Origin of the sequence: Micromonospora sp. WMMD735 (assembly GCF_049178995.1) — a bacterium.
GTDB classification, from domain to species: domain Bacteria; phylum Actinomycetota; class Actinomycetes; order Mycobacteriales; family Micromonosporaceae; genus Micromonospora; species Micromonospora wenchangensis.
Genome location: NZ_JBMHMJ010000002.1, coordinates 3,005,092 through 3,026,531 on the forward strand (window position 1 = coordinate 3,005,092; position 21,440 = coordinate 3,026,531).

Here is a 21,440-nt window from a genome sequence, read left to right on the forward strand (position 1 = left end):
CCACCCGGCCACGTCGTCCGCCGCCGGACCGGCCGTGCCGGCGGCGAGGGCGGCGGCCCGGCGGCGCAGCAGCTCCGCCGTCTCCACCGCGCTGAGCGCGGCGGCGGACAGCCAGCCGGTCATCCGGTCGTAGCGCCCGACGTCGGCCTCGGAGGCCAGCCGCACGTCGGTGGTCAACGCCTCCAGCATCACCGTGCGCGGGTCGGCCGGGTCGGGGAACGAGTAACACGAGAAGGCGGTCAACGGGTACGCCCCGCCGCGCGGGGCCGCCGTCCCCGGCACCACCCGGATCGTCACGTGCGGCAGCTCGGCCAGGGCCAGCAGGTGCGCCAACTGCTCGTGCCACACGTCGGCGGGCAGGCCGGCGGGGTCGCAGACCCGCTCGTCGAGCAGGGCCGTGTAGTGCGGCGGGTCGGGGCGACGCAGCAGCCCCTGCCGGGTGAGCCGGGCCCGCAGGTCGGCCTCGACGTCGACGTCCGGGTGCAGCAGCCGGCCGGCCGTGATCCGCAGCCGGGCGTAGCCGGGCGCCTGGAGCAGGCCGGGCAGCACCGCCGGCTGGTACTCCACGATGGTCGCCGCGCCCGCCTCCAGCTCGGCGTAGGTGCGCTGCCGCTCGCTCATCTCGCCGAGCGCCTTCCACCAGCCCCGCCCGGTCGCCGCGTCGCGGGCGATGACGATCAGCGCCTCCCGCTGCGGCGACGGGACCTCGTAGATGTCGAGCAGGTCGAGCACGTCGGCGAGGTCGGGCCGGCTCTGCCCCAGCTCGATGCGGGACAGCTTGGAGGTGGAGGCCCAGCCCAGCCGGGCACAGACCTGTTCCAGGGTCAGCGCCTCCCGCCTGCGCAACTGGCGCAGTTCGGCGCCGAGCCTCGCGCGTCGAATGACAGGACTCGATGACAATGGCATCCCGGCCTCCCCACGAGGGAGGGTACGCAGGATCATCACCCAGGGCAACAGTTTGCTTGCACACCGCAATGCTTATCTGAGTCGCCCTCGGATGACGCCGCCGCCGGGCGGCCCCGAACGGCAGCCCCCCGTCTCCCCGGCGGCCGTTCGGGGCACCCCGGTCAGGGCCGGTAGGTGCCGAACGACCAGACGTTGCCGGCGAGGTCCCGGGCCGCGTAGTCCCGGGAACCGTAGTCGGTGTCGAACGGCTCCCGGATGATCTCCGCCCCGGCCGCCCGCGCGCGGTCGTGGTGGGCGTCCAGGTCGTCGACCGCCACGTAGACGGCGTAGTCGTCGTCGGCCGGCCGGTCCGGTCGACCCCGGCCGGTGCCGAGCATGACGATGCCGTCGCCGAGCGCCAGTTCGGCGTGCGCCACCGTGCCGTCCGGACCGTCGTGCACCGCGTGGACCCGGAACCCGAACGCGGCGCAGAGCCAGTCGATCGCCGCCCGCGCGTCGGGGTACCGGAAGGTGGGGTAGATGTTCGTCATGCGTCGAGTGTGCCGGCCCGGGCTCAGCCCGGATTGGACGAATGGGAACCCGGCCGACCCAGTGCCGCCGGGGTCGTCCCGGTGAACTCCCGGAACTCCCGGATCAGGTGCGACTGGTCGTAGTACCCCCAGCGCGCCGCCAGCTCGGCCCAGCCGTCCGCCGGCCCCGTCCGGTCGTCCGATGACCCCGTCCGGTCGTCCGCCGGCCCGGCGGGGTCCGGCGGGGCGGAGACCGCGTCCTGCAGGCCCAGCGTCGCGTACGCCCGCTGGAAACGCAGCAGCCGGGCGGTCGTCTTCGGGCCCAGCCCCAGCTCCCGGCGGAACCGCGCGGCCAGGTGCCGGCGGCTCCACCCGAGTTCGCCGGCCAGCGCGCCGATGCCGATGTGGCCGGCCGAGCCGGCGAGCAGCTCCCAGGCCCGGCCGAGGTGCGGGTCGACCGGGTCGGCGTCCGCCAGCCGGGCGTCGAGCGCCGCGTCGAGCAGGGCGAACCGGTGGGGCCAGTCCGGTGCCCCGGCCAGCCGGCCCCGCAACCGGTCGAGCCACGGGTCGGGCAGCCCGTCGACCGCCACCGCCCGGTTGGCCAACTCCCCCAACGGCACCCCGAGGACCCGGCGGGCCGCCAGCGGGGTGAGCATCAACTGCACCCCGGCACCGGCCCCGAGCGTCGAGGTCGTGCAGTAACCGTCGTACGGCCCGGCCACGAACGAGTCCACCCGGTACGCGCTGTGCGCCGCCGAGCGCGGGTTGAGCACGTCGAGCGGAGCACCCCAGCCGAGGATGAGGACCACGAACGCGCCGGCCGCCTCGTGCCGGACCAGGGGCGGCGGCGCGCCCCGCCCGGACGCCACGCCGACCGGAACACCCTCCCGGTAGCCCAGGTACCGACCCACGACGGGACCCAGCCGTGCCGCCGGCAGACCGACACGCACCTCGTCCAGCACCGGCCCGCCCGTCACTTCACCCCGGCGGCGTCCATCCCCCGCAGTTCCTTCTTGAGGTCGGCCACCTCGTCGCGGATCCGCGCGGCCAGCTCGAACTGCAACTCCCGGGCGGCGGCGAGCATCTGGTCGTTGAGCTCCTGGATGAGCTGTGCCAGGTCGGCGCGGGCCATCCCCTCCCGGGAGGGCGTGCCGGCGGTGGCCCGACCGCGACTGCGGGTCTCCTTGACCGGCGCCTTACCCCGGGACAGCTGCCGGGCGGCCCCGCCGACCCGGGCGCTCTCGGTGTCCTCCGCCTCCCGGTAGATGTCGTCGAGGATGTCGTGGATCTTCTTGCGCAGCGGCTCGGGGCTGATCCCGTGCGCCTCGTTGTGCGCGATCTGCTTGGCCCGGCGACGGTTGGTCTCGTCGATCGCCGACGCCATCGAGGGGGTGATCTTGTCGGCGTACATGTGGACCTGACCCGAGACGTTACGGGCGGCCCGGCCGATGGTCTGGATCAGCGACCGGCCGCTGCGCAGGAAGCCCTCCTTGTCGGCGTCGAGGATCGCCACCAGGGAGACCTCGGGCAGGTCGAGACCCTCCCGCAGCAGGTTGATGCCGACCAGCACGTCGTAGTCGCCCTTGCGCAGCTCGCGCAGCAGCTCCACCCGGCGCAGGGTGTCGACCTCGGAGTGCAGGTAACGCACCCGGATGCCGTTCTCCAGCAGGTAGTCGGACAGGTCCTCGGCCATCTTCTTGGTCAGCGTGGTGACCAGCACCCGCTCGTCGCGCTCGGTGCGCAGCTTGATCTCGTGCATCAGGTCGTCGATCTGCCCCTTGGTCGGTTTGATCACGACCTCCGGGTCGATCAGACCGGTGGGGCGGATGACCTGCTCGACGAACTCGCCCTGGGCCTGCTCCAGCTCCCACGGGCCGGGGGTGGCGGAGAGGAAGACCATCTGGCCGACCCGCTCCAGGAACTCGTCGAAGCGCAGCGGCCGGTTGTCGGCGGCGCTGGGCAGCCGGAACCCGTGGTCGATGAGCATCCGCTTGCGCGAGGCGTCGCCCTCGAACATGCCGCCGATCTGCGGGATGGTGACGTGCGACTCGTCGACCACGGTGAGGAAGTCGTCGGGGAAGTAGTCGAGCAGGCAGTGCGGCGGGCTGCCGGGCAGCCGGCCGTCGATGTGCATCGAGTAGTTCTCGATGCCGGAGCAGAAGCCGACCTGCCGCATCATCTCCAGGTCGTAGGTGGTGCGCATCCGCAGCCGCTGCGCCTCCAGCAGCTTGCCCTGCCGTTCCAGCTCGGCCAGCCGCTCCCCCAGCTCGGCCTCGATGTCCCGGGTGGCCCGCTCCATCCGCTGCGGGCCGGCCGCGTAGTGGGTGGCCGGGAAGATCAACAGATTGTCGACCTCCCTGACCACGTCGCCGGTGAGCGGGTTGAGGTAGTAGAGCTTCTCCACCTCGTCACCGAACAGCTCGATCCGGACGGCCAACTCCTCGTACGCCGGGATGATCTCCAGCGTGTCGCCCCGGACCCGGAACGTGCCCCGCTGGAAGGCCATGTCGTTGCGGGTGTACTGGATGTCGACCAGACGGCGCAGCAACTGGTCGCGGTCGAGTTCCTGCCCGACGACGACCCGCACGGCCCGGTCGAGGTACTCCTCCGGGGTGCCCAGGCCGTAGATGGCCGAGACGGTCGCCACCACGATCGTGTCCCGCCGGGTGAGCAGCGACATGGTCGCCTTGTGCCGCAGCCGCTCGACCTCCTCGTTGATCGAGGAGTCCTTCTCGATGTAGGTGTCGGTCTGCGGGATGTACGCCTCGGGCTGGTAGTAGTCGTAGTAGGAGACGAAGTATTCGACCGAGTTGTGTGGCAGCAGCTCGCTGAACTCCTTGGCGAGCTGGGCGGCGAGGGTCTTGTTGGGGGCGAGCACCAGGGTCGGCCGTTGCAGCCGCTCGACCAGCCACGCCGTGGTGGCGCTCTTGCCGGTGCCGGTGGCGCCGAGCAGCACGGTGTTACGATCCCCGCGCCGGACCCGACGCTCAAGATCATCGATGGCGGCCGGTTGGTCGCCGGCCGGCTGGAACTCACTGACGACCTGGAAGCGACCATCGAGCCGGGGAATGTCGAGCGCCATGGTCCCCACGGTACGCCGCGGGTCCGACACTTCCCCGCGATCGCCGGACAGCCCGGTGATCAGCTTCGATATTGCCATTGTGGCCCACATCGCAGCCGGCTAGCCTGGACACCGTAGGCCGCTCGCGGCGGCCGACCGCGGCGGTGGCCGGGCCCTCGACAGGCTCCCACCGCCCGGCACCTGGGGTCGCAGCACCCGGACATCACCGGCGTGCGCATCCCGCGTGGTCGCGCCCCTGGCGCAGACCGGCCGCCGCGAGCGCCCCTGCACCCGTCTCCCACCGCCGACGTTCACCGGCACCCCGCCCGCCCCCGGCGGCGTCACTCCGCCCCCGCCGGCCCGTTCAACCACACGTGGAGACCTCGCCCGCCCAGCCACCACGCCCACCGGGAGCCGGTCCGGGCCGCCGCCGCGCCGGCCACCACCGCCACGCCGCGGCCCAGGGCCCGTCGGGCCGGCGGCGGATCACCCTGGTCGCCCTGGTCGTGGTCGCCGTCACCGCCGCCGCCACCCTCGTGGCCGGCCTGCTCGCCGGCACACAGGCCCCGACCGCCACGACGCGGGCGCTCACCGACGAGGAGGCCGAGCGGCTCGCCGCCGTCCGGGTCGGCACCTACCGGGACGTCCGGGCCGGGGTACGGGTGGCCGTCGGCACCGGGGCCGGTCGTACCGACCTGGTCGGCTGGGTCGACTGGTCCCGCCCGCTGGCCTACCTCGACGTCGGCGGCCCGGGGGCCGGGCAGGACCGGGGCCTGGTGCAGGCCACCCCGTCGGCGGTGGTGCAGCGCCCCGACCCCGCCGCGATCGTGACGCCCGCCCGGCCACCCCTGGTGCCGCCCGGTGACCGCTGGCGGCTGCGGAACCCGCCACCCGGGCGAGGGCTGGCCGGGGCGCTCACCGTACTCTTCGCGCTCGCCGCGGACCGGCCCGCACCCGCCGCACCGCTGCGTGCCGGTGGCGGCCGGTGGCTCGGCCGGGAGACCCTCGGCGGCGACCCGGTCGACATCCTCCAGGGGGCGCCGTGGCCGCCCCCGACACCCACCACCGCCGCACCCGCTGTCACGTCGTCCGTCGCCACCGCACCCACCACCACCACATCCGCCGCCGCGCCGGACGGGCGGCCGGCCTACGACGCCCCGCGCTGGTGGGTGGACCACGACGCGCGGCTGCGCCGCTGGGCGGGTCGCCTCGCCGACGGCACCCCGATCACGGTGGACCTGGACCGGGTCGACCGGCCGACACCCTGGCCCGTCGACGCGCTCGGCGGCCGGCCCGGACTGCCCCGCGCCGCCACCGACGAGGAGACCGCCCGGCTGGGCCGGCTCGCCACCCGGCTGCGCGCCGGGACCGGGAGCGCGGCCGTCACCGTGACCGCACCCCTCGGCAGCGCCGCCAACCTGCGCGGCGGCGGCTGGTTGAGTTGGTCGGCCGGCGTCGCCTACCTGTCCGTCGCCGAACTGGACACCCTCGGCCGCCGGACGCTGCGGCGTCGGGACCGGGCCGGCTTCGCCCGGGCGGACGTACCGGTCGAACCGCACACCGCGGCCACCGGCCCGTCGGCGACGCCACCGCTGCCGCTGCCGACGGGGGCCGGCTGGCGGCTCGCGGGGCAGCCGGTGGACGAGTTGGACGCGCTGCTCGACGCGGCGGTGCGGGCCGCCGGACCCGCCCCCGACGCCACCACCACGGTCCACGTCCGCAGCGACCGACGGGCCGGTCGCCCGGTGGAGGTGTTCGAGGTACGCCGCCAGGGCCAGCGACTGCGGTACTGGCTGGACGGTTCCGGCTTCCTGCACCGGTTGGAGCTGCGCACCACCGGCGGGCTGTGGGCGCAACTGGAGCTGACCCCCGGCCCGCTGCCGGCGGGGATCGTCGCCGCGCACCGGAAGCCGTCCCCGCCCACGCGGCGCGGTTGACCCGGCGGGACGGTCAGGGCCGCCAGCCGGTCCGCGCCGCCCAGTCCCGCGCCCGCAGATGCTCCTCGGCGAACCACGGGTCGTCGGCGGTACCGGGCCCTCCGCCGTCCGGTGCCGCCGTCGGCTCCCACCGCACCGCCGGGTACGCCGCCCGTCGATCGGGATCGGCACGCAGGTGGTCACGCGTCAGCAGGGCGTGCCGCCAGCCGGCCGAGCCCGCCACCCGCAGGTGCACGGCGACCGGCCGGCCCGGGTCGGCACCGCCGTGCAACCGCTGCTCCCAGCCCTCGTCACCGCCCCCGCCCGGCACGGCGTCGCGACCCAGCCAACGGGGGCGGTCCCCCCGTACGCCGGGCACCCTCGGGAAGCCGGCATCGGCGAGCCGACGCGCCACCGGACCGTCCGCCTCGGCCATCGACGGCACGGTCACCTGCACGTCGATGACATCCGGTCCGGCCAGCCCGGGGACAGCGGTGGGACCGACATGGTCGATCCGCAGGTCGTCGGGGGCCAGCGCGTGCCGGATCCGGGCGGCGAGCCGGGCGTACTGCTGCGACCAGGTCGGGTCCGGCGTGGTCGGCACCACCGGCCCACCCGGGGCCACCCGCCGTTCCCGCACGTTGCGCTCGTAGGGCACCAGGCGTGTCGACCAGAGGGCGTCCACGGCGGCGTGCAGTTCGTCGAGGCCGCCGTCGTTGTCGAGCACCACGTCGGCCGCCGCGCCACGACGGGCGTCGTCGGCCTGCGCGGCGATCCGCCGCTCGGCCTCCGCACGGCTCATCCCCCGGGTCCGCGTCAACCGCTCCAGCCGGATGTCCGGGGCCGTCCGCACCACCACCACCAGGTGGTACGTCGGCGCGAGCCCCACCTCCACCAGCAGCGGTACGTCGTTGACCACCACCGCGTCGGCGGGTGCCGCGGCGAACAGCTCGGCGGACCGGGCGCGTACCCGGGGGTGGGTGATCTCCTCAAGCCGGCGACGGGCGGTCGCGTCGGCGAAGACCAGCGCACCCAGCGCCGCCCGGTCCAGTGCCCCGTCGGCGGTCAGCACCCGCTCGGAGAAGGCGGCGACGATCGCGGCCAGCCCCTCGGTGCCCGGTGCCACCACCTCCCGGGCTATCCGGTCGGAGTCGACGATCACCGCGCCCCGTTCGGCCAGTCGGGCCGCCACGGCGCTCTTGCCGGACCCGATGCCACCGGTCAACCCCACCCTCAGCACCGACCCAGTCAACCGGATCGCCGCCCACCCCACCACACCGCCCCACCCGACACCACCACACCGAACCGGCTCGGCGCGCCCGGCCCACCTCATCCGGCCCGGCGCGCCCGGGGCCGCCCCGCCCGGGTCGTCTCGCCCGGGTCGTCTCGCACGGGTCGTCTCGCACGGGTCGTCTCGCACGGGTCGTCTCGCACGGTCGGCGAGGTAGCGGTATCCGGCACCGGTGAGACCGCAACATCGCCACCCCTGAGTCGATCATCCCCGTCGCGGGACGGGAGCGGACGCACCCGGACAGCACAAAGCCCCGCCCCCGGTCCGCGTGGCGGATCGGGGGCGGGGCTGCGGTGTGTCAGCGGCTACCCGGGCCCGGGTGCGACGTCAGACGTCGTACCCGGTGGGAGCCGGCCTCCGGCTCACTTGCCGCCGGCGAGCTTCTCCCGCAGCGCGGCGAGCGCCTCGTCGGTGGCCAGGGTGCCGGCCGGCTCCTCGGCCTGCCGGCTCGGGGCCGACGAGCTGGTCGAGGTGGTGGTGCCACCACCGGCGGCCACGGGCGGAGCCGGGTTGGCAGCGGCCTCGGCGTCGGCGGCGCGGGAGGTCTGCACCTGCTTGGTGTGGGCCTCCCAACGCTGACGCGCCTCGGCGTACTGGTTCTCCCAGGTCTCGCGCTGCTTGTCGTACCCCTCGAGCCACTCGCCCGTCTCCGGGTCGAAGCCCTCCGGGTAGATGTAGTTGCCCTCGTTGTCGTACGTCGCGGCCATACCGTAGAGGGTCGGGTCGAAGTGCTCCTCGCCCTCGACGAAGCCCTCGTTGGCCTGCTTGAGCGACAGCGAGATCCGGCGACGCTCCAGGTCGATGTCGATGACCTTGACCATGACCTCGGAGCCGACCTGGACGACCTGCTCCGGGATCTCCACGTGGCGCTCGGCCAGCTCGGAGATGTGGACCAGGCCCTCGATGCCGTCGTCGACCCGGACGAACGCGCCGAACGGCACCAGCTTGGTGACCTTACCCGGCACGATCTGCTGGATCGCGTGGGTGCGGGCGAACTGCCGCCACGGGTCCTCCTGGGTCGCCTTCAGCGACAGCGAGACCCGCTCGCGGTCCAGGTCGACGTCCAGGACCTCGACCTCGACCTCCTGGCCCACCTCGACGACCTCGGACGGGTGGTCGATGTGCTTCCAGGACAGCTCGGAGACGTGCACCAGGCCGTCCACGCCGCCCAGGTCGACGAACGCGCCGAAGTTGACGATCGAGGAGACGACGCCCTTGCGGACCTGCCCCTTCTGGAGCTTGTTGAGGAACTCGGTGCGCACCTCGGACTGCGTCTGCTCCAGCCAGGCCCGGCGGGACAGGACCACGTTGTTGCGGTTCTTGTCCAGCTCGATGATCTTGGCTTCGAGCTCACGGCCGACGTACGGCTGCAGGTCACGCACCCGCCGCATCTCGACCAGCGACGCGGGCAGGAAGCCGCGCAGGCCGATGTCGAGGATGAGACCACCCTTGACGACCTCGATGACCGAGCCGCGGACGACGCCGTCCTCGTCCTTGATCTTCTCGATCGTGCCCCAGGCCCGCTCGTACTGCGCCCGCTTCTTGGAGAGGATCAGCCGACCCTCCTTGTCCTCCTTCTGGAGGACCAGGGCCTCGATGTGGTCACCGACCGAGACGACCTCGGCGGGGTCCACGTCGTGCTTGATCGACAACTCCCGCGAGGGGATGACACCCTCGGTCTTGTAGCCGATGTCGAGCAGGACCTCGTCCCGATCGACCTTGACGACGGTGCCTTCGACAATGTCGCCGTCGTTGAAGTACTTGATGGTCTCGTCGATCGCGGCGAGGAAAGCCTCCTCGGAACCGAGATCGTCGTGGGTGACCCGGGTGGCGCTCGAGGGGGCCTCGATGCTGCTCGTCATGTGGGCGGTTGCTCCGGTCGGATGGGTTGTCACAGCAGGCGTGGTGTCGCAGTGACCCGTTCGCGCCAGCGGATCCGCCACCGTCCCCACCTGACGATCGCCAGAAGAGGATCATCGGTGCTCCGGTGACCGCGCACCTGCTCCCTGCCGAGGTACACGATCCACGAGCGCATCGTCTAGCCTACCCGCTGCATTACCACAGCGTGCAAGCCCTCCCGGGTCCTCACGACCTCGTCTGCTGCGAAAGCGGAGATTTCGGTGGGAAAGCACCTCCGCTGTCTCATCCGTCACATCCACCCCACGGGACCGACAGCGTACGGCCGTCCGCCGCGCCGCGCACGCCGGGGTCCGGCGGACGGCACCACCGCAGGGCCTAGCGTGAACGGGTGGACGACGACGAGCGGGTGCTCCGACGCCGGGTGGGCGACACCGAGACACGACGGGCCAACCGTGGCTGGTGGGACGCCGATGCCGACGACTACCAGGCGGAGCACGGCGCGTTCCTGGGCGAGGTGGATTTCCGCTGGTGCCCGGAGGGGTTGCGCGAATCCGAGGCGCGGCTGCTCGGCGAGCTGGCCGGGCGGCGGGTGCTGGAGGTCGGCTGCGGCGCGGCGTCCTGCGCCAGGTGGCTGGCCACCCAGGGGGCGGAGCCGGTCGCCTTCGACCTCTCCGCCGGCATGCTGCGGCACGCCGCCCGTGCCGCCGGCACCAGCGGGGTACGCGTACCGCTGGTGCAGGCCGACGCACTGGCCCTGCCGTTCGCCGGGGCCTCGTTCGACATCGCCTGCACCGCGTTCGGGGCGATCCCGTTCGTCGCCGACTCGGCCGCGCTGATGGCCGAGGTGCACCGGGTGCTGCGCCCCGGCGGGCGCTGGGTCTTCTCGGTGACCCACCCGATGCGCTGGGTCTTCCTCGACGACCCCGGCGAGGGCGGGCTGACCGCCGTGCACTCGTACTTCGACCGCTCCCCCTACGTCGAGCAGGACGAGCGGGGGGTGGCCAGCTACGTGGAGCAGCACCGGACCCTCGGCGACCGGATCCGCGAACTGGTCGGTGCCGGCTTCCGCCTGCTCGACCTGGTGGAGCCGGAGTGGCCGACCGGCCACCGGGAGACCTGGGGGCAGTGGAGCCCGCTGCGCGGGCGGCTCTTCCCCGGCACCGCCATCTTCGTCACCGAGAAACCGGCCACCACCTGACCGGTCCGGCACCGGACCGACCGGCACCGGACCGGTGGGCACGGACCGGTGGGCACGGACCGGGCCGGCACCCGCCGCCGACCGTTCCGTCGGCACCGGACCGGCCACCACCGGACCCGCCGGCTGGGCCGGCGGCACCGGACCGGCCCCGCACGCGGCCCGCCGGCATCGCCGGCCGGCCGGGCGCGTTGTTTCGGGGCGGTGCCGTCGGGTACCCGCCGGCCATGGCCGAGCACCGGTTCCAGCAGGGTGACTACGTCTCCTGGGCCAGCCACAGCGGTCGCGCCCACGGTGTGGTGCAGGAGGAGCTGACCGAACGCACGCACGTCCGGGGGCGCACGGTGAACGCCGCGCCTGACGACCCGCGGTACCGCATCCGCAACGACGACTCGGGACGCGACGTCGCCCACCGGCCGGAGGCGTTGCGTCGTGAGCCGAGCTGACGACCCGCAGCAGACCTACCGGGAGTTCACCGAGGCGGTGAACATGAAACCGGGTGAGCTGGCGTCCTGGTTGCAGACGCCGGAGTCCAAACAGGTCGGCTGGCACAAGGGCGGCCGGGCCGGCGGCGGCGAGTCGGTGGGACACTCGTCGGGCCGGCGGATCGTCGACCTGCTGCGTCGCAAGCGGGCCGAGCTGTCCGCCGCCGACTACCGGCACATGCGCACAGTGATCGGCTACGTGCACCGGCACCTGGCGCAGCGACCGGCCGGCGACGTGCGGGACACGAAGTGGCGGTGGTCGCTGATGAACTGGGGCCACGACCCGCTGCGCTGACCGCCGCAGGCCCGGCACTGAGCGCGCCGGGCCTACCTCCGGGCCAGGTACCGGCCGGGCCAGGTACCGGCCGGGCCAGATGCCGCGGCCGGGCCCGGCGGGCCCGCCGCGACGGCACAGGGTGGGGTCAGGCCGTCGTGGCGAAGTCGACGTCCTTCGTCGCGACCGTGCCCGCCGTGCGCCCCGGGGCCTGCTGGTGCGTCCAGTAGAGGTTGGTGTGCGTGACGACCTGCTCGGGTGGCGGCGCGCCCCACCGCGTGTGGTCCTGGGTGGTGTGGGCGTCGCTGACCAGCGTGGTGTCGTAGCCCCGGACGAACGCGCCGTGCAGGGTCGACCGGACGCAGGCGTCGGTCTGCGCACCGACCACCAGGAGCCGCCCGACGCGCAGCCCGGCCAGCACCGACTCCAGCGCGGTGTCCTCGAAGGAGTCGCCGTAGAGCTTCTCGACAAGCGGTTCGGCGTCGGCCGGAACCAGCTCGGGGACGATCCGCCAGTCGTCCCCGCCGGGGACGAGGCGGGCGTCGGAGTGTTGCACCCAGACGACGGGCACCCCCTCCTGGCGGGCCCGCCGCACCAGGGCGGCCACGTTGGCGACCACGTCGTCACGCCGGTACGCCCCGGCGACGACCCCGTTCTGCACGTCGACGACGAGCAGTGCGGTGTGCGGGCGGTCGGCGAGTGTGCTCATGTCTCCCCCTGGTCGGGCCGGTGCGTGGCGTGCGAGGGCTGGCTAGTGGTCGGCGCTGTTCCAGTCCCGGCCCGCGCCGACGGAGACCTCCAGCGGCACCGACAGCGGGTAGGCCGCCCCCATCTCCTGCCGGACCAGCGTCTCCAACGCCTCCCGCTCGTCGGGGGCGACCTCGAAGACCAGCTCGTCGTGCACCTGGAGCAGCATTCGGGACCGCAGCCCGGCGTCGCGCAGCGCGGTGTCGACGCGCAGCATGGCGACCTTGATGATGTCGGCGGCCGAGCCCTGGATGGGGGCGTTGAGCGCCATCCGCTCGGCCATGTCCCGGCGCTGCCGGTTGTCGCTGACCAGGTCGGGCAGGTAGCGGCGGCGACCCAGGACGGTGGAGGTGTAGCCGTCCTGGCGGGCGCGGGCCACCACCTCGTGCAGGTAGTCGCGCACCCCGCCGAAGCCGGCGAAGTAGTTGTCCATCAGCCCCCGGGCCTCGTCGGCGGTGATGCCGAGCTGCTGGGACAGGCCGAAGGCGCTCAGGCCGTAGGCGAGGCCGTAGTTCATCGCCTTGATCTTGCGACGCTGGTCGGCGGTGACCTCGCCGACCGGGACCGTGAAGACCGACGAGGCGGTCGCGGCGTGGAAGTCGTGGCCGGAGTTGAACGCCTCGATCAGCGCCTCGTCCAACGACAGGTGCGCCATGATCCGCATCTCGATCTGGCTGTAGTCGGCGGTGAGCAGGGTCTGGTAGCCGTCGCCCACCACGAACGCCCGGCGGATGCGCCGGCCCTCCTCGGTGCGGATCGGGATGTTCTGGAGGTTGGGGTCGGTGGAGGAGAGCCGACCGGTGGCCGCCACTGTCTGCTTGAACGTGGTGTGGATGCGCCCGTCGTCGGCGACCGACTTGAGCAGGCCGTCGACGGTGGTCTTGAGCTTCGCCACGTCCCGGTGGCGCAGCAGGTGCTCCAGCACCGGGTGCGGGTTCTGGGCGTAGAGCCACTGGAGCGCGTCGGCGTCGGTGGTGTAGCCGGTCTTGATCTTCTTGGTCTTGGGCAACCCCAGCTCCCCGAAGAGCAGCTCCTGGAGCTGCTTGGGCGAGCCGAGGTTGAACTCCCGCCCCACGGCGGCGTACGCGCCCTGGGCGGCGGACTTCACCTCGCCCGCGAAGTGCGCCTCCAACTCGTGGAGGTAGTCCAGGTCGGCGCCGATGCCGACGCGCTGCATCCCGGCCAGCACCTCGGACAGGGGCAGCTCCACCTCGGCCATCAGCCGGGCGGACTGCTCACCGTCGCGGGACAGCTCGGCGTCGATCGCGTCGGCCAGGTCCAGGGTGGCCCGCGCCTGGAGCATCAGGTTCTGCTCGGCCTCGCCGTCGTCACCGAGCCCGTCGAAGGTGAGCTGACCGGTCTCCGGCGCGTCGACCCGCAGCTCGCGGTGCAGGTAGCGCAGCGCCAGGTCGGTCAGGTCGTAGGAGCGCTGGTCGGGACGGGCCAGGTAGGCGGCCAGCTCGGTGTCCCGGGCGACACCGGCCAGGGACCAGCCCCGCGCGGCGAACGCCAGCCGGGCGTGCTTGCTGTCGTGCAGCACCTTGGGCTGCGCGGGGTCGGCCAGCCAGTCGGCCAGGGCGCGTTCGTCGGCCTCGGCCAGCGTCGCCGGGTCGAGCCAGGCGGCCGGGCCGCTGGCCAGCGCGAGGGCCAGCGCTTCAAGCTGCGGCTCGTAGCGCTCGCGGGGGTCCTTCGGCTTGGCCGGGGTCTTCACCGCGACGCCGACCTGGGTGCCGGCGGAGACGTGCGCGGCCAGCCAGTCGACGAGCGCGCCGGCCGTGGTGAGCCGTTCGCCGGCCAGGTCGAAGCCGGCCTCGGCCTCCGGCTCCACCGCCTCCAGGTATTGATACAGCCGGTCGCGCAGGATGCGGAACTGGAGGGTGTCGAAGACCTGGTGCACGGCCTCGCGGTCCCAGCCCTGCCAGCGGGCGTCCTCGGGGCGGACCGGCAGCTCCAGGTCGGAGACCAGGCAGTTGATCTCGTAGTTGCGGATCACGTCGGCGAGCCGCTCGCGCAGGCTGTCGCCGGCCTTGCCCTTGATCTCGTCGGCGTGGGCGATCACGCCCTCGACCCCGCCGTAGGTGTTGATCCACTTGGCGGCCGTCTTCGGGCCGACGCCGGGGATGCCGGGCAGGTTGTCGCTGGTCTCGCCGACCAGGGCGGCCAGGTCGCGGTAGCGCTGCGGGCCGACGCCGTACTTCGCCTCGATCGCCGCCGGGTCCATCCGGGCCAGGTCGGAGACGCCCTTGCGGGGGTAGAGCACGGTGACGTCGTCGCCGACGAGCTGGAAGGCGTCCCGGTCGCCGGTGCTGATCAGCACCTGCATGCCCTGGTCGCGGGCCTGGCAGGCGAGGGTGGCGATGACGTCGTCGGCCTCGTAGCCCTCCCGCTCGACGACCGGGATGCGCAGCGCGTCGAGGACCTCCTTGACCAGGCTGACCTGGCCCTTGAAGTCGGCCGGGGTCTCGCTGCGGCCGGCCTTGTACTCCGCGTACTTCTCGGTGCGGAAGGAGCGGCGGGAGACGTCGAAGGCGACCACGATGTGGGTGGGCTGCTCGTCGCGGAGCACGTTGATCAGCATCGAGGTGAAGCCGTAGACCGCGTTGGTCGGCTGCCCGGTCGTGGTGGAGAAGTTCTCCACCGGCAGGGCGAAGAAAGCCCGGTATGCCAGGGAATGTCCGTCGACGAGGAGCAGGCGCGGCGTCGTAGCTGTCACGGCAGCGACTCTAGTCCGTACCCCCGACAACCCCCGGCGGCGGCACGGCCGACGCCGGGGGTGGCCCGGAACTCAGAGCACCTTGGCGAGGAACGTCCTGGTCCGCTCGTGCCGCGGGTTGGCGATCACCTCGCGCGGGTCGCCGGACTCGACGACCACGCCGCCGTCCATGAAGACCAGCGTGTCGCCGACCTCCCGGGCGAAACCGATCTCGTGGGTCACCACGATCATGGTCATCCCGTCCCGGGCCAGGTCCTTCATCACGTCCAGGACCTCGCCGACCAGTTCCGGGTCGAGCGCGCTGGTCGGCTCGTCGAAGAGCATCAGCTTCGGCCGCATCGCCAACGCGCGGGCGATCGCCACCCGCTGCTGCTGCCCGCCGGAGAGCTGCCCGGGGTACGCGCCGAGCTTGTCGCCCAACCCCACCCGCTCCAGCAGCTGCGCGGCCCGCTCCCGGGCCGCCGCCTTCTTCTCCCGGCCCAGCAGCACCGGGGCCTCGGTCACGTTGCCCAGCACCGTCATGTGCGGGAAGAGGTTGAACCGCTGGAACACCATGCCTATCGAACGACGCTGCGCGGCCACCTCCTTCTCCCGCATCTCGTGCAGCCGGCCGCCTCGCTCCCGGTAGCCGATCAGCTCGCCGTCCACCCGGATCGACCCGGCGTTGATCTTCTCCAGGTGGTTGATGCAGCGCAGGAAGGTCGACTTGCCGGAGCCCGACGGCCCCAGCAGGCAGCACACCTCGCCCGACCGCACCTGAAGGTCGATGCCCTTGAGCACCTCCAGCGACCCGAACGACTTGTGCACCTGCTCGGCCTGCACCATCAGCCCGGACTCGCCGGCCCGGCCCGGCTCCGCAGCGGGCGCACCCGGCTGGCCGGGAATCAGCTCGCTCATGCCGGACCCACCGTTCCCGCGTTGCCGCCACCGGTCTCCGCCGCCATCCCGCGCAACCGCAGCCGGGCCCGGCCGGCCGGACCGTAGCCCTTGCCGAAGTGCCGCTCCAGGAAGTACTGCCCGACCAGCAGGATGCTGGTCAGGAAGAGGTACCAGAGGCAGGCGGCCACATACATCGGGAAGATCTGGAAGGTCCGCTTACCGACCGCGTCGAGCTGGAAGAACAGCTCCACGCTCACCGGCACGTAGAGCAGCAGCGAGGTGTCCTTGAGCATCGCGATGGTCTCGTTGCCGGTCGGCGGGATGATCACCCGCATCGCCTGCGGCAGCACCACCCGGCGCAGCAGCTGACCCCGGCTCATGCCCAGCGCCTGGGCCGCCTCGGTCTGCCCCTCGTCGACCGACTGGATGCCGGCCCGGACGATCTCGGCCATGTAGGCCGCCTCGGACAGCGCCAATCCCAGCAGGCCGGCCATGAAGCCGGTGAGGATGTCCCGGGAGGAGAAACCGAACAGCCGCAGTTGCAGGTTGTCGATGCCGAAGAGTTGACCGAGCTGGGTGTCGAACGGCACCCCGAACTCGATCCGGCTCCACAGGATGCCGATGTTGCCGAAGACCGCCAGCAGCACCAGCCGGGGCACCGCCCGGAAGAACCAGGTGTAGAGCCAGGCGACCCCGCGCAGGATCGGATTGTCCGACAGCCGCATCACCGCCACCACCACGCCCAGCGTGACGCCGATGAGCATCGCGCTCACCGTCATCAGCACCGTGCCGCGCAGCAGCCCCTCGATGATCGGCGGACGGAACATCTTGTCCACCATGAACGACCAGTTGAAGGCGTCGTTGGTGACCAGCAGGTGGACGAACATGGCGACGAGCACGGCCAGCACGGCGACCGCGACCCAGCGCCCCGGGTGCCGTACGGGCACGGCGCGGAGAGGCTCCGGCCGCGCCCGTACGGTGGAAGTGTCGTGGGATTCCATGACCTGTTACGGGTTGATCGCGGGGTCCGTGATCGCGCCGTCCGCCACCTTCCACTTGTCCAGCACCGACTTGTACGACCCGTCGGCGATCAGCGCCTTGGTCGCGTCCCGCACCGCCTCGGCGAACGCCGCCTGGTCCTTGCCGACCACGTAGCCGTACGGGGCCGCCTCGTACTGCTTGTCGAGCAGTTCGAGGGCGTCGTTGGACTGGGTCACCGCGAACACCCCGACCGGGTAGTCGGCGAGCATCGCGTCGTCCTTGCCGGAGACCACCGCGGCGGTGGCGGCGTCCTGGCCGGGGAACTGCTCGACGGTGATCGCCGGCTTGCCGGCCTCGGTGCAGGTCTTGGAGCGCTTCTGGATGTCCTCGACCTGGACGGTGTCCTTCTGCACGGCGATCTTCTTGCCGCAGGCGTCGTCGATCGTGACGCCGGCCGGGTTGCCCTTCTTGGTCACCCACTGGGTGCCGACCTGGAAGTAGCTGACCATGTTGGCCTGCTGCTTGCGCTCGTCGTTGATGGTGAACGACGAGACGCCGACCTCGTACTTGCCGGTGCTCACGCCGGAGATGATGTCGCCGAACGGCGCGGAGACGAACTCCGCCTTGAGGCCGAGCTTGGCCGCCACGGCGGTGAACAGCTCGACGTCGAAGCCGATCACCGTCTTGCCGTCGGCGTCGAGGAACTCCGCCGGGGCGTACGTCGAGTCGGTGCCCACGACGATCTTGCCGTCGGCCTTGATCGCGGCCGGGACCTTGTCGGCCAGCGAGGTGTCGGCCGACGCGCTGACCGACGGGCCGCCGCCGGGCTGCTCGGTGCTCTCCTCCTCGCCACAGGCGGCGAGGGAGAGCAGCAGGGCGGTCGCGCCGGCGACGCCGAACGCCGCCCGCCGACCAGGGGTGAGGTGGAACATGGCAGTACTCCTTTGCGAGGGGGGCGACGGTCAGGCCACGCCGAGGTAGGCCTCTTTGACCGACGGGTCGTGCAGCAGCTCCGCGCCGGTGCCGCTCTTGACGATGCGGCCGGTCTCCAGCACGTACGCCCGGTGGGCCCGGGCGAGCGCCTGCTGCGCGTTCTGCTCCACCAGCAGGATCGTGGTGCCCTGCTCGTTGATCTCGGTGATGATGGAGAAGATCTGCTGGATCAGCATCGGGGCCAGACCCATCGACGGCTCGTCGAGCAGCAGCAGCTTGGGCCGGCTCATCAGCGCCCGGCCGACGGCCAGCATCTGCTGCTCGCCGCCGGAGAGGGTGCCGCCGGCCTGCTTGCGCCGCTCGGCCAGCCGGGGGAACAGCTCCAGCACCCGGTTGAGGTCCTGGGCGATGCCCGCCCGGTCCCGCCGGGTGTAGGCGCCCATGTCGAGGTTCTCCAGCACGGTCATGCCGGGGAAGATGCCGCGCCCCTCCGGGGCCTGGCACAGCCCCCGCCGGACCCGCAGGTCCGCCCGGAGCTTGGAGATGTCCTCGCCCTCGAAGCGGATCGCCCCGGAGGCGATCGGCCGGATGCCGGAGACCGCCCGCATGGTGGTGGACTTGCCGGCGCCGTTCGCGCCGATCAGGGCGACGATCTCGCCCTCCCCCACGGTCAGGCTGATCCCGTGCAGCGCCTGGATGCGCCCGTACAGCAGGCTGACGTCGTCAATCTCAAGCAGCATCGTCCGGTACCCCCAGGTACGCCGCGACCACCTTCGGGTTGTCCCGCACCTCGGCGGGCAGCCCTTCGGCGATCTTCTTCCCGAACTCCAGCACCACGATCCGGTCGGTGACGCCCATGACCAGGCGCATGTCGTGCTCGATCAGCAGCACGGTCACGCCGGTGTCGCGGATCTGCCGGATGAGCTGGAGCAGCTCCTCCTTCTCCGCCGGGTTGAAGCCGGCGGCCGGCTCGTCCAGGCAGAGCAGCACCGGGTCGGTGGCCAGGGCCCGGGCGATCTCCAGCCGACGCTGCTCGCCGTAGGACAGGTTGCGGGCGAACTCGTGCATCCGGGGCCGGATGCCGACGAACTCCAGCAGCCGTTCGGCCTTCTCCCGGCCCTCGCGCTCCTCGCGCCAGTGCCGGGGCAGCCGGAACAGCGCCGAGACCACGCTGGTCTTGTGGTGCGCGTCGGCACCGACCTGCACGTTCTCCAGCGCGGTCATCTCCGGGAAGAGGCGGATGTTCTGGAACGTCCGCGCCATGCCCATCTTGGTGATCTGGTGCCGCTTCTTGCCGCTGATCTTCTCGCCGCGGAACCGGATCTGCCCCTCGCTGGGCTGGTAGATGCCGGTCATCGCGTTGAAGCAGGTGGTCTTGCCGGCGCCGTTCGGGCCGATCAGCCCGAGGATCTCGCCCTTGTAGAGGGTGAAGTCGACGTCGTTGAGCGCCACCACGCCGCCGAAGCGCAGCGTGACGTGGTCGACCTCCAGCAGCGGTTCCCGCCCGGGGACGGTCTCGACGGCGGGCGCGCCCGCCTGGGCCGGAACGGCCGGGGTCTGTTCGGTGTCACTCACCGACGATCACCTCCTTGCGACGGTCCTTGAACTCCGCCGCCCGTCGTCGGTTCGGGATGAGGCCCTGCGGCCGGAAGATCATCATCACCACGAGCACCAGACCGAAGAAGAGGAACCGGTACTCGTACAGCTCCACGCCGAACAGCTCGATGCCGCGGAACCGCTCGATCATGTACGCCACCAGACCGCCGCCGACGATCGCGCCGACGATGTTGCCCGAGCCGCCCAGGATGACCGCGGCCAGGATGATGATCGAGTTGAGCAGCTCGAAGTTCTGCGAGTTGACGAAGTTCTGCTTGCCGGCGAAGAGCGCACCGGCCAGGCCGGCGATCGCCGCGCCCGAGGCGAACGCCCAGAGCTTGAACTTGAACGTCGGCACGCCCATCAACTGGGCGGCGTCCTCGTCCTCCCGGATCGAGATCCAGGCCCGGCCGACCCGGCTGTGGGTCAGGTTCCGCACCCCGATCACCACCAGGATGATCAGCGTGAGCACCAGCCAGTAGTACGGGCGGGCGTCGAGCACCCCGAAGAACGGCTTGCCGTCGGCGTACTTGCCGGGCGGGTGCGGGATCTGGTTGAAGCCCCGCTGGCCCTTGAGGAACTCGGAGCTGACCGCCGCGATCCGGATCATCTCGGCGAAGCCGAGCGTCACCAGCGCCAGGTAGTCACCGCGCAGCCGCAGGGTGGGGGTGCCGAGCATGATGCCGGAGACCATGGTGAGGGCGATCGCGATCGGCACCACCAGCAGCCACGGCCACAGCGTCTTGAGGTCGCTGCTCGGCGAGGTCAACACCGCCACCGTGTACGCGCCGACGGCGAAGAAGCCGAAGTAGCCGAGGTCGAGCAGGCCGGCGAAGCCGACCACGATGTTCAACCCGACGGCGAGCAGCACGTAGATCGAGACGGTGAAGAGCACCTGGGTGAAGTTGGAGCCCGTGGTCGGGATCGGCCCCAGGTACTGGTAGAACTCCTTGTTGGGCAGCGCGTAGAAGAACGCGATCAGCGCCGCCAGCGCCGCCCAGCGCACCCAGCGCGGCGCGTCGTGCCACCGCTGCCCGATGGCCTCGCGGCCGTGCCGCAGCCGTGTCCCGATCCCCTGCTGCTGCTCGGGGGTCGGCGGATTAACCGTCGTCGTCATGCCCGTGCCCTTCCCAGCGATTCGCCCAGCAGACCGGTCGGCCGGAACATCAGCAGCACCACCAGCACGGCGAAGGCGGCGAAGTCCTTCCACTCGCTGCCGAACAGCCCCGAGGCGTAGTTCTCCACCACGCCCAGCAGCAGGCCGCCGACCAGGGCGCCCCGCAGGTTGCCGATACCGCCGAGCACCGCGGCGGTGAACGCCTTCAGGCCGAGCAGGAAGCCGACGCTGTAGGTCAGGCTCTGGATCCGTACGTCGTAGAGCAGGCCGGCGACGCCGGCCATGGTGCCACCGGCGATGAAGACCATCAGGATGATCCGGTCCTTGTTCACGCCCATCAGCGCGGCGGTGTTGGCGTCCTGGGCGACCGCCCGGATGCCCCGGCCGACCCGGCTGCGGTTGATGAACTGGTCAAGCGCGACCATCATCACCAGCGCGGCGCCGAGGGTGAGCAACTGCACCCCGTCGATCGGCACCCCGAAGAGGTGGAACAGCGGCTTCTGGCTGATCAGGATCGGTGCGCCCTCGGGCCGCCGACGGGTCCAGATGCCGAACGCCTCCGAGATCGCGATCGACGCGCCGATCGCAGTGATCAGGAAGGCCAGGGGCGGCGCGTTGCGCTTGCGCAGCGGCCGGTACGCCACCCGCTCGATCACGGTCGCCGTGCCGGCCGACGCGATGGCCGCGACGATCATCGCGACGAGCAGGTAGAACAGGATCGAGCCGACCCCGCTGACCTGGGAGTCCTGGTCGAGGCCGAAGCCGTTCCAGGTCCAGATGGCGGCGAACGCGCCGGCGATGAAGACCTCGGAGTGAGCGAAGTTGATGAGTCTGAGTACGCCGTAGACCAGCGTGTAGCCGAGCGCGACCAGGGCGTAGATCGCACCCTGTGTCAGGCCGGTCGTGGTGAGTTCCCCGAAGTTGGAGAACAGTCCGTCGAAGTTCACGGGAGGGCCGCTCCGTCAGGTGTGGAGAAA

Annotated in this window: 17 protein-coding genes and 2 pseudogenes; 4 read left to right on the forward strand and 15 right to left on the reverse strand. The window is 72.0% G+C overall.

Annotated features, from left to right (window positions below; all coding sequences use genetic code 11):
* Positions 1-48: 48 nt before the first annotated feature.
* The 4 genes and pseudogenes from ACN268_RS12580 to uvrB form a co-directional block, all read right to left on the reverse strand.
* Positions 49-906 (reverse strand): annotated as a pseudogene (locus ACN268_RS12580) (helix-turn-helix domain-containing protein); the annotation flags it as partial.
* 161 nt (positions 907-1,067) lie between these two features.
* A complete protein-coding gene (locus ACN268_RS12585) occupies positions 1,068-1,436 on the reverse strand; it encodes a VOC family protein (RefSeq protein WP_421483366.1) in 369 nt (122 codons plus the stop codon).
* Positions 1,437-1,459: 23 nt separating this feature from the next.
* Entirely contained in the window at positions 1,460-2,326 is an 867-nt protein-coding gene (locus ACN268_RS12590) for a helix-turn-helix domain-containing protein (protein WP_421483367.1), read from the reverse strand.
* Between the two features lie 62 nt (positions 2,327-2,388).
* Positions 2,389-4,497, reverse strand: a complete 2,109-nt coding sequence (uvrB, locus tag ACN268_RS12595; RefSeq protein WP_421483369.1) for an excinuclease ABC subunit UvrB — start codon at positions 4,495-4,497, stop codon at positions 2,389-2,391.
* Between the two features lie 353 nt (positions 4,498-4,850).
* Between uvrB and ACN268_RS12600 the strand changes: the two genes are divergently transcribed.
* Positions 4,851-6,413: a hypothetical protein gene (locus tag ACN268_RS12600; RefSeq protein WP_421483371.1), complete on the forward strand. Its 1,563-nt coding sequence runs from the start codon at positions 4,851-4,853 to the stop codon at positions 6,411-6,413.
* Positions 6,414-6,426: 13 nt separating this feature from the next.
* Here ACN268_RS12600 and coaE read toward each other — a convergent pair whose 3' ends face one another.
* Positions 6,427-7,632, reverse strand: coding sequence for a dephospho-CoA kinase (gene coaE, locus ACN268_RS12605; protein WP_421483372.1), 1,206 nt, complete (start codon positions 7,630-7,632; stop codon positions 6,427-6,429).
* A 413-nt stretch (positions 7,633-8,045) separates the two neighbouring features.
* Complete coding sequence (gene rpsA / locus ACN268_RS12610; protein ID WP_421483373.1) at positions 8,046-9,545, reverse strand: 30S ribosomal protein S1; 1,500 nt, start codon at positions 9,543-9,545, stop codon at positions 8,046-8,048.
* Between the two features lie 386 nt (positions 9,546-9,931).
* On the opposite strand from rpsA, the gene ACN268_RS12615 reads away from it, so the two are divergent.
* The 3 genes and pseudogenes from ACN268_RS12615 to ACN268_RS12625 form a co-directional block, all read left to right on the forward strand.
* The gene (locus ACN268_RS12615; RefSeq protein ID WP_421483374.1) at positions 9,932-10,741 is read left to right on the forward strand and encodes a class I SAM-dependent methyltransferase; all 810 of its coding nucleotides are present in this window, start codon (positions 9,932-9,934) and stop codon (positions 10,739-10,741) included.
* Between the two features lie 224 nt (positions 10,742-10,965).
* Positions 10,966-11,184: a DUF2945 domain-containing protein gene (locus ACN268_RS12620; RefSeq protein WP_421483375.1), complete on the forward strand. Its 219-nt coding sequence runs from the start codon at positions 10,966-10,968 to the stop codon at positions 11,182-11,184.
* A pseudogene (locus ACN268_RS12625) lies at positions 11,171-11,515 on the forward strand (DUF3140 domain-containing protein); the annotation flags it as partial. The gene ACN268_RS12620 and the pseudogene ACN268_RS12625, both read left to right, overlap by 14 nt.
* Before the next feature lie 130 nt (positions 11,516-11,645).
* Here the strand turns inward: ACN268_RS12625 and ACN268_RS12630 are convergent.
* The 9 genes from ACN268_RS12630 to ACN268_RS12670 all read right to left on the reverse strand — a co-directional run bounded on the left by ACN268_RS12630 (position 11,646) and on the right by ACN268_RS12670 (position 21,410).
* Entirely contained in the window at positions 11,646-12,206 is a 561-nt protein-coding gene (locus tag ACN268_RS12630) for an isochorismatase family protein (protein WP_421483376.1), read from the reverse strand.
* A 42-nt stretch (positions 12,207-12,248) separates the two neighbouring features.
* Positions 12,249-14,957, reverse strand: coding sequence for a DNA polymerase I (polA, locus tag ACN268_RS12635; RefSeq protein ID WP_421483377.1), 2,709 nt, complete (start codon positions 14,955-14,957; stop codon positions 12,249-12,251).
* A gap of 72 nt (positions 14,958-15,029) precedes the next feature.
* Complete coding sequence (locus tag ACN268_RS12640) at positions 15,030-15,782, reverse strand: amino acid ABC transporter ATP-binding protein (RefSeq protein ID WP_363652066.1); 753 nt, start codon at positions 15,780-15,782, stop codon at positions 15,030-15,032.
* Between the two features lie 68 nt (positions 15,783-15,850).
* On the reverse strand, positions 15,851-16,837 hold the full coding sequence (locus tag ACN268_RS12645; RefSeq protein ID WP_357759954.1) for an amino acid ABC transporter permease: 987 nt from the start codon (positions 16,835-16,837) through the stop codon (positions 15,851-15,853).
* A gap of 6 nt (positions 16,838-16,843) precedes the next feature.
* Positions 16,844-17,749, reverse strand: coding sequence for an ABC transporter substrate-binding protein (locus ACN268_RS12650; RefSeq protein WP_421483378.1), 906 nt, complete (start codon positions 17,747-17,749; stop codon positions 16,844-16,846).
* A 30-nt stretch (positions 17,750-17,779) separates the two neighbouring features.
* Positions 17,780-18,490, reverse strand: a complete 711-nt coding sequence (locus ACN268_RS12655) for an ABC transporter ATP-binding protein (RefSeq protein WP_204926046.1) — start codon at positions 18,488-18,490, stop codon at positions 17,780-17,782.
* Positions 18,480-19,325 (reverse strand): ABC transporter ATP-binding protein, encoded by an 846-nt coding sequence (locus ACN268_RS12660; RefSeq protein WP_421483379.1) that lies wholly within the window; start codon positions 19,323-19,325, stop codon positions 18,480-18,482. The genes ACN268_RS12655 and ACN268_RS12660 overlap by 11 nt, the downstream gene beginning before the upstream one ends.
* Positions 19,318-20,463: a branched-chain amino acid ABC transporter permease gene (locus ACN268_RS12665; protein WP_421483380.1), complete on the reverse strand. Its 1,146-nt coding sequence runs from the start codon at positions 20,461-20,463 to the stop codon at positions 19,318-19,320. Before ACN268_RS12665 ends, ACN268_RS12660 begins: the two co-directional genes overlap by 8 nt.
* Entirely contained in the window at positions 20,460-21,410 is a 951-nt protein-coding gene (locus ACN268_RS12670) for a branched-chain amino acid ABC transporter permease (RefSeq protein ID WP_088643114.1), read from the reverse strand. Before ACN268_RS12670 ends, ACN268_RS12665 begins: the two co-directional genes overlap by 4 nt.
* Positions 21,411-21,440 lie beyond the last annotated feature (30 nt).

Bases quoted from the DNA above. Each gene is read 5' to 3' on its own strand.
- ACN268_RS12640 (WP_363652066.1), bottom strand. From the start codon at position 15,782: ATGGTGCAGGCCGAGCAGGTGCACAAGTCGTTCGGGTCGCTGGAGGTG.
- ACN268_RS12620 (WP_421483375.1), top strand. From the start codon at position 10,966: ATGGCCGAGCACCGGTTCCAGCAGGGTGACTACGTCTCCTGGGCCAGC.
- ACN268_RS12655 (WP_204926046.1), bottom strand. From the start codon at position 18,490: ATGCTGCTTGAGATTGACGACGTCAGCCTGCTGTACGGGCGCATCCAG.
- ACN268_RS12630 (WP_421483376.1), bottom strand. From the start codon at position 12,206: ATGAGCACACTCGCCGACCGCCCGCACACCGCACTGCTCGTCGTCGAC.
- ACN268_RS12645 (WP_357759954.1), bottom strand. From the start codon at position 16,837: ATGGAATCCCACGACACTTCCACCGTACGGGCGCGGCCGGAGCCTCTC.
- ACN268_RS12665 (WP_421483380.1), bottom strand. From the start codon at position 20,463: ATGACGACGACGGTTAATCCGCCGACCCCCGAGCAGCAGCAGGGGATC.
- rpsA (WP_421483373.1), bottom strand. From the start codon at position 9,545: ATGACGAGCAGCATCGAGGCCCCCTCGAGCGCCACCCGGGTCACCCAC.
- ACN268_RS12650 (WP_421483378.1), bottom strand. From the start codon at position 17,749: ATGTTCCACCTCACCCCTGGTCGGCGGGCGGCGTTCGGCGTCGCCGGC.
- uvrB (WP_421483369.1), bottom strand. From the start codon at position 4,497: ATGGCGCTCGACATTCCCCGGCTCGATGGTCGCTTCCAGGTCGTCAGT.
- ACN268_RS12585 (WP_421483366.1), bottom strand. From the start codon at position 1,436: ATGACGAACATCTACCCCACCTTCCGGTACCCCGACGCGCGGGCGGCG.